The organism is Pseudescherichia sp. (genome assembly GCF_031979925.1).
Lineage (GTDB): Bacteria > Pseudomonadota > Gammaproteobacteria > Enterobacterales > Enterobacteriaceae > Pseudescherichia.
In genome coordinates this window covers 38,492-45,884 of sequence record NZ_DALZFB010000016.1, presented here as the reverse complement: position 1 = coordinate 45,884, position 7,393 = coordinate 38,492, and the positions used below count along the sequence as shown (strand labels likewise).

Annotated in this window: 5 protein-coding genes and 1 rRNA gene; 5 read left to right on the top strand and 1 reads right to left on the bottom strand. The window is 56.4% G+C overall.

Annotated elements, in window-relative coordinates; genetic code table 11:
- The first annotated feature begins 208 nt into the window (after nucleotides 1–208).
- From rrf to aceK, 5 genes are all read left to right on the top strand, one after another.
- Nucleotides 209–324, top strand: a 5S ribosomal RNA gene (gene rrf, locus RTM13_RS19050).
- Nucleotides 325–502: 178 nt separating this feature from the next.
- Complete coding sequence (gene metA / locus RTM13_RS19045) at nucleotides 503–1,432, top strand: homoserine O-succinyltransferase (protein WP_312214207.1); 930 nt, start codon at nucleotides 503–505, stop codon at nucleotides 1,430–1,432.
- A 241-nt stretch (nucleotides 1,433–1,673) separates the two neighbouring features.
- Nucleotides 1,674–3,275 carry a malate synthase A gene (gene aceB, locus RTM13_RS19040; RefSeq protein WP_312214205.1) on the top strand — a complete coding sequence of 534 codons (1,602 nt, stop codon included), beginning with the start codon at nucleotides 1,674–1,676 and terminating at the stop codon, nucleotides 3,273–3,275.
- Between the two features lie 21 nt (nucleotides 3,276–3,296).
- Nucleotides 3,297–4,601: an isocitrate lyase gene (gene aceA, locus RTM13_RS19035; protein WP_312214203.1), complete on the top strand. Its 1,305-nt coding sequence runs from the start codon at nucleotides 3,297–3,299 to the stop codon at nucleotides 4,599–4,601.
- Nucleotides 4,602–4,665: 64 nt separating this feature from the next.
- The gene (aceK, locus tag RTM13_RS19030; RefSeq protein ID WP_312214201.1) at nucleotides 4,666–6,429 is read left to right on the top strand and encodes a bifunctional isocitrate dehydrogenase kinase/phosphatase; all 1,764 of its coding nucleotides are present in this window, start codon (nucleotides 4,666–4,668) and stop codon (nucleotides 6,427–6,429) included.
- Here aceK and iclR read toward each other — a convergent pair.
- Nucleotides 6,383–7,219 carry a glyoxylate bypass operon transcriptional repressor IclR gene (iclR, locus tag RTM13_RS19025; protein ID WP_312214199.1) on the bottom strand — a complete coding sequence of 279 codons (837 nt, stop codon included), beginning with the start codon at nucleotides 7,217–7,219 and terminating at the stop codon, nucleotides 6,383–6,385. The two genes, aceK and iclR, sit on opposite strands and share 47 nt — an antisense overlap.
- Nucleotides 7,220–7,393 lie beyond the last annotated feature (174 nt).

The window sequence follows — 7,393 nt, the reverse complement described above, 5'->3', positions numbered from 1 at the left end:
CTTAACCTTACAACGCCGAAGATGTTTTGGCGTGATTTTAGAGACGATTTTCAGCTTAGATTCAGACTAACGTGCGCAATAATTTGCGCAGCAGCAAGGCGGCCAGCGAAGGAAAGGAAGGAGCATACTGAAGTATGTGACTGACTTTGCGAGCGCAGGCAACGCAGCTGATGCGATAAAGTATTGCGTACCGAGCACAAAGAATTTGCCTGGCGGCACTAGCGCGGTGGTCCCACCTGACCCCATGCCGAACTCAGAAGTGAAACGCCGTAGCGCCGATGGTAGTGTGGGGTCTCCCCATGCGAGAGTAGGGAACTGCCAGGCATCAAACAAGAAGAACCCCGTACCGAAAGGTGCGGGGTTTTTTGCTTTGGAATTTTCTCTATCCTTCTTGAAACTTTCTCACCTGGAACATGCAGGCTCGACATTTTGCTCATTCCTGGTTATTGTCAGCTATCTGGATGTCTAAACGTTTAAACGTATGCTGTGAGGTAATAAGGTTATGCCGATTCGGGTGCAGGACGAGCTGCCAGCCGTCAATTTCTTGCGAGATGAAAACGTCTTTGTAATGACGACATCCCGTGCGACAGGTCAGGAGATACGCCCTCTGAAGGTGCTTATCCTTAACCTGATGCCCAAGAAAATCGAAACGGAAAACCAGTTCCTGCGATTGCTCTCTAACTCACCCCTGCAGGTGGATGTTCGCCTGCTGCGTATCGATGCGCGTGAATCACGCAATACGCCTGCTGAGCATCTGAATAACTTCTACTGTAACTTCGATGAGATCAGCGAAGAGAACTTCGATGGCCTGATCGTCACTGGCGCACCGCTGGGGCTGGTTGAGTTTAACGACGTCGCCTACTGGCCGCAGATCAAGCAGGTGCTGGAGTGGGCTAAAGACCACGTCACCTCAACGCTGTTTGTTTGTTGGGCCGTACAGGCCGCCCTCAATATCCTCTACGGAATCCCCAAGCAGACCCGCAAAGACAAACTCTCCGGCGTATATGAACACAATATTACTCAGCAGCATGCGCTGTTAACCCGGGGCTTTGACGACTCGTTCCTCGCACCGCACTCGCGCTATGCCGACTTCCCATCGGCACTGATCCGTGACTATACCGATCTCGACATTCTTGCTGAAACGAGTGAAGGCGATGCCTATCTGTTTGCCAGCAAAGATAAACGCATCGCCTTTGTTACCGGTCACCCTGAATATGATGCCAATACTCTTGCAGGGGAGTATTTCCGCGACGTGGAGGCCGGTCTCGATCCGGTTGTTCCCTACAACTACTTCCCGAAAGACGATCCGCAGAACAAGCCGCGTGCTACCTGGCGCAGCCACGGTAACCTGCTGTTTACTAACTGGCTTAACTACTACGTCTATCAGATCACACCATTCGATCTGCGTCATATGAATCCCACGCTGGATTAAGCGTTTCAGCCAGCTAAAAAGCACCTTCGGGTGCTTTTTTTATTTCTAAAAATCACTTCACAGTTGTATTTAAATTTAATTCATTACTTATCAATGCATTGCATGATTTTTAAATTGAAAATGGAAATTGTTTTTGATTTTGATTTTTTATTGAGTAGGCTTAACGGAGCTGAACGAAAACTGAACACGATCTTTTGTTCGCGATGGGGATGTATTCGGATCAACGACGAGGAGCCAGCTTATGGCACAACAGGCAACGATTACCAATAGACTGACCTTTACCCAGCCGTATGGTGAGCAGGAGCAACATATTCTGACCCCAGAGGCCACCGCATTTCTTACCGATCTGGTGACCCAATTTACGCCAGCCCGCAATAAGTTGCTTGCCGCCCGTATCCAGCAGCAGCAGGCAATCGATGGCGGTACGCTTCCAGATTTTATTTCGGAAACGGCTTCCATACGGGCGGGCGACTGGAAAATTCGCGGTATTCCAGCTGACCTGCAGGATCGCCGGGTGGAGATCACCGGGCCGGTCGAGCGCAAGATGGTAATCAATGCCCTGAATGCCAACGTCAAAGTCTTCATGGCAGATTTTGAGGACTCGCTGGCACCCAACTGGCAGAAGGTGATCGACGGGCAGATCAACCTGCGCGATGCGGTTAACGGCACTATCAGCTATACCAACGAAGCCGGAAAGATCTATCAGCTCAAGCCCGATCCGGCGGTACTGATCTGTCGGGTTCGCGGCCTGCATCTACCAGAAAAGCACGTCACCTGGCGTGATGAGGCTATTCCGGGCAGCCTGTTTGATTTTGCCCTCTACTTCTTCCACAACTATAAAAACCTGCTCGAAAAAGGGAGTGGCCCTTACTTCTACCTGCCTAAAACCCAGGCCTGGCAGGAGGCGGCCTGGTGGAGCGAGGTCTTTAGCTATACGGAAGATCGCTTCAACCTGCCGCGCGGCACCATCAAGGCCACCCTGCTGATTGAAACGTTGCCTGCGGTCTTCCAGATGGATGAGATCCTCCACGCCCTGAAGGATCACATCGTTGGCCTCAACTGCGGCCGCTGGGACTACATCTTTAGCTACATCAAAACCTTAAAAAACTACCCCGATCGCGTGCTGCCCGATCGTCAGGCGGTCACCATGGATAAGCCTTTCCTTAACGCCTACTCCCGTCTGCTAATTAAGACCTGCCACCGGCGCGGGGCATTTGCGATGGGCGGCATGGCGGCGTTTATTCCCAGCAAAGAGAGCGAGCGTAATAACTGGGTGCTGAATAAGGTGAGGGCGGATAAAGAGCTGGAGGCGAAAAACGGCCATGACGGCACCTGGATTGCCCACCCCGGTCTGGGCGATACGGTGATGGCCATCTTTGATACCGCGCTGGGTGACAACAAAAACCAGCTCTTTGTTACCCGCGAGGAAGACGCGCCGATTACTGCTGATGAGCTGCTTGCGCCCTGCGACGGTGAACGCACGGAAGAGGGGATGCGCGCCAACATCCGTGTTGCGGTGCAGTACATCGAAGCGTGGATCTCTGGCAACGGCTGCGTGCCAATCTATGGCCTGATGGAGGATGCTGCAACGGCAGAGATCTCCCGCACCTCTATCTGGCAGTGGATCCATCATCAAAAAACGCTTAGTAACGGCACGCCGGTGACCAAAGCGCTGTTCCGCGAGATGCTCGGCGAGGAGATGCAGGTGATCCAGCAGGAGCTGGGCGAGCACCGGTTCAGCCACGGGCGCTTTGCCGACGCCGCACGTCTTATGGAGCAGATCACCACCTCTGACGACCTGATCGACTTCCTGACCCTGCCGGGTTACCGCCTCTTAGCCTAATAAAAACAGTGGAGCACAGCCATGAAAACTCGTACCCAACAAACAGAAGCGTTACAGCAAGAGTGGCAAACCGCACGCTGGGAGGGCATTACCCGCCCGTACAGCGCGGAAGAGGTGGTAAAACTGCGCGGCTCGGTGAATCCGGAGTGCACCCTGGCGCAGCTTGGCGCGGCGAAAATGTGGCGTCTGCTGCATGGCGAGTCTAAAAAGGGTTATATCAACAGCCTCGGTGCGCTGACCGGTGGGCAAGCATTGCAGCAGGCGAAGGCGGGCATTGAGGCTATCTACCTCTCCGGCTGGCAGGTCGCTGCGGATGCGAACCTCGCCTCCAGCATGTATCCGGATCAGTCCCTCTACCCGGCCAATTCAGTTCCGGCGGTGGTGGATCGGATCAACAATACCTTTCGCCGAGCGGATCAGATCCAGTGGTCGGCGGGGATCGATCCAAACGATCCGCGTTACGTGGACTACTTTCTGCCGATCGTGGCCGATGCCGAAGCGGGATTTGGCGGCGTGCTGAACGCCTTTGAGCTGATGAAGTCGATGATTGCAGCGGGTGCGGCGGCGGTACACTTTGAGGATCAGCTGGCCTCAGTGAAAAAGTGCGGCCATATGGGCGGTAAAGTGCTGGTTCCTACGCAGGAGGCTATCCAGAAGCTGGTCGCGGCCAGGCTGGCAGCGGACGTCATGGGCGTGCCGACGCTGCTGATCGCCCGTACCGATGCCGATGCGGCGGACCTGATCACCTCTGACTGCGATGAGTACGATCGCGAGTTTATTACCGGCGAGCGCACCAGCGAAGGGTTCTACCGCACCCACGCCGGGATAGAGCAGGCCATCAGCCGCGGTCTGGCCTACGCCCCCTATGCCGACCTGGTCTGGTGTGAAACTTCGACGCCGGATCTGGAGCAGGCCCGGCGCTTTGCCGATGCCATCCATGCCCAATTCCCCGGCAAGCTGCTGGCCTACAACTGCTCACCGTCGTTCAACTGGCAGAAGAACCTGGACGACGACACCATTGCCAGCTTCCAGCAGCAGCTTGCGGAGATGGGCTATAAGTATCAGTTCATCACCCTGGCGGGTATCCACAGCATGTGGTTCAACATGTTCGATCTCGCTCGCGCCTATGCGCAGGGAGAGGGTATGAAGCACTATGTCGAGAAGGTTCAGCAGCCGGAGTTTGCTGCGGCGAAAGAGGGGTATACCTTTGTCTCTCATCAGCAGGAGGTGGGAACCGGCTATTTCGATAAGGTGACGACGATTATTCAGGGCGGCGCATCATCGGTGACTGCGCTAACCGGATCGACGGAAGAGCAGCAGTTCTGATAACGGAAACGCCCGGTAGCGCTGCGCTTACCGGGCCTACGCTCGGATCCGATGAGGGGAACGTATGACGCGTGGCCGAGAACTGTTGATTGCCCAAACTATCCTCCAGGGTTTTGACGCCCAGTACGGACGCTTTCTGGAGATTACCGCTGGCGCACAGCAGCGTTTTGAGCAAGCGGACTGGCAGGCCGTCCAGCAGGCGATGAAAAGCCGTATCCACCTCTACGATCACCACGTTGGGCTGGTGGTCGAGCAGCTGCGCTGTATAACCGAGGGCCGACGCCTCGACGCGGACTATTTGCTGCGGGTAAAGGCGCACTATACCCAGCTGCTGCCGGACTATCCGCGCTTTGAAATTGCCGAAAGCTTTTTTAACTCGGTCTACTGTCGGCTGTTCGATCACCGGGCCCTGACGCCTGAGCGGCTGTTTATTTTTAGCTCCCAGCCCGAGCGCCGCTTTCGTTCTATCCCCCGTCCGTTGGCAAAAGACTTTTATCCCTCCGGCGGCTGGGAAGCGCTGCTGACTAAGCTGCTTGCCGACCTTCCTCTGCGCCTGCCGTGGCAGGATCGCACTCGCGACGTGGGCTATATCCTCACGCAGCTGACGGAGAGTCTTGGCGACGCGGCGCTGGCGCATGCACATTTACAGGTGGCAAACGAGCTTTTCTACCGCAATAAAGCCGCCTGGCTGGTGGGCAAGCTTATCCTGTCCGGCAGTACGGTTCCCTTTTTACTGCCAATCCACCGCAGCGATGAGGGCGAGCTTTTTGTCGATGCCTGCCTGACCACTCACGACGAGGCTAGCATCGTCTTCGGCTTCGCCCGATCCTACTTTATGGTTTATGCCCCGCTGCCCGCCGCAACGGTGGAGTGGCTGCGGGAGATCCTGCCGGGTAAAACCACCGCTGAGCTTTATATGGCGATTGGTTGCCAGAAGCATGGCAAAACCGAGAGCTATCGAGAGTACCTGCACTACATCGCCAGCAGCGACGAGCAGTTCATTGAAGCGCCGGGCATTCGCGGCATGGTGATGCTGGTCTTTACGCTGCCGGGTTTCGATCGGGTCTTCAAGGTAATCAAGGATCGCTTTGCCCCGCAGAAGGAGATGAGCGCCGCCCACGTACGCGCCTGTTACCAGCTGGTAAAAGAGCACGATCGCGTCGGGAGAATGGCCGATACCCAGGAATTTGAAAACTTTGTGCTGGAGAAGCGGCAGATTGCGCCTGCGCTGATGACTCTGTTGATGACGGAGGCGGCGGGGAAGATTACCGATCTGGGCGACAGCATCTCCATCAGCCATCTCTATATTGAACGGCGCATGGTGCCGCTCAATATCTGGCTGGAGCAGGTTGACGGCCAGCCGCTACGGGACGCTATCGAAGAGTATGGCAACGCCATTCGCCAGCTGGCCGCCGCGAATATTTTTCCCGGCGATATGCTGTTTAAAAACTTTGGCGTGACGCGCCACGGGCGGGTGGTGTTCTACGACTACGATGAGATCTGCTACATGACCGAGGTAAACTTCCGCGACGTTCCCGCGCCGCGCTACCCGGAGGATGAGCTAAGCGCCGAGCCGTGGTACAGCGTATCCCCAGGGGATGTCTTCCCGGAGGAGTTTCGCCACTGGCTCTGCGCCGACCCCCGAATCGGGCCGCTCTTTGAGGAGATGCACGCGGATCTGTTCCGCGCCAGCTACTGGCGCTCGCTGCAAACGCGCATCAGAGAGGGCCACGTGGAAGATGTCTACGCCTACCGCAGGCGGCAGCGTTTCAGCGTGCGGTTTAACGGCTCCCGCCATAGGCCAGCGTCACCTCTTTCGCTGCCTTGATCGCTAACGCCCCCAATTCGGTAACGCGATCGTCGGTGATACGCGAGATCGGCCCGGAGATAGAGATGGCCGCAAAAGGCTGGCGATGCTCATCGTAGATACAGGCCGCCACGCAGCGCAGGCCCAGCGCGTGCTCCTCATCGTCAAAGGAGTAGCCGCGCTTGCGGGTCAGGGCCAGATCCTCTTTCAGGTGCAGCGGCGAGACCAGCGTGGCGTGGGTATAGGTATGCAGCCCCTGGCGATGCAGTAGCCCGGTAACCTGATCCTCCTCCAGCTGTGCCAGGAAGGCTTTCCCCGCGCCGGAGGCATGCATCGGCAGCTTGCCGCCGATAGGGGCAGACATACGCATTAGCTGCGTACACTGCACCTGATCAATAATGATGGCCTGGTGATCGTTCTGGTCGAGCACCGCCAGGTTGACCGTCTCTCCAGAATCCTCCATCAGCCTGCGCAGGATGGGGTGCACAATGGCCAGCAGGTTGCGGCTCTGCAGGAAACTGGCACCAATAACAAACGCATGCGCGCCTATCGCCCAGTGGCCCAGCTCGCCAACCTGACGGACAAAGCCCAGCTGCTGCATGGTCGTTAGCAGACGATGGGTCGTGGAGTTGGGCAGGCCAGCCTGCTGGGCAAGTTCCGTCAGCGCCACGCTGCCAGAAGACTCGGCAATCCACTCCAGCAGTTTCAGGCCACGAGTCAGGGACTGCACCTGTCCGGTCGCGGGTGGGGTGGTCGCGGCAGCGGTAGTACGGGGTTTTTTACCGCGTTTTGCGGGTACGGAAGCCACCATGGCCGACTCCTTTTCTGTATCGTGGAAATCATTTTCGTTTTATCTGATTATAATGCAACCTGCGCCCAGACTGATCGGATGAGTTCAGGTGAACATCTCTCATGTTTGGTGCTGCTCTCTTTTCCACCTGCTGGCTTTATGCCAGTATGTCCTGCTGGCCTTTCTGGCCTGGTT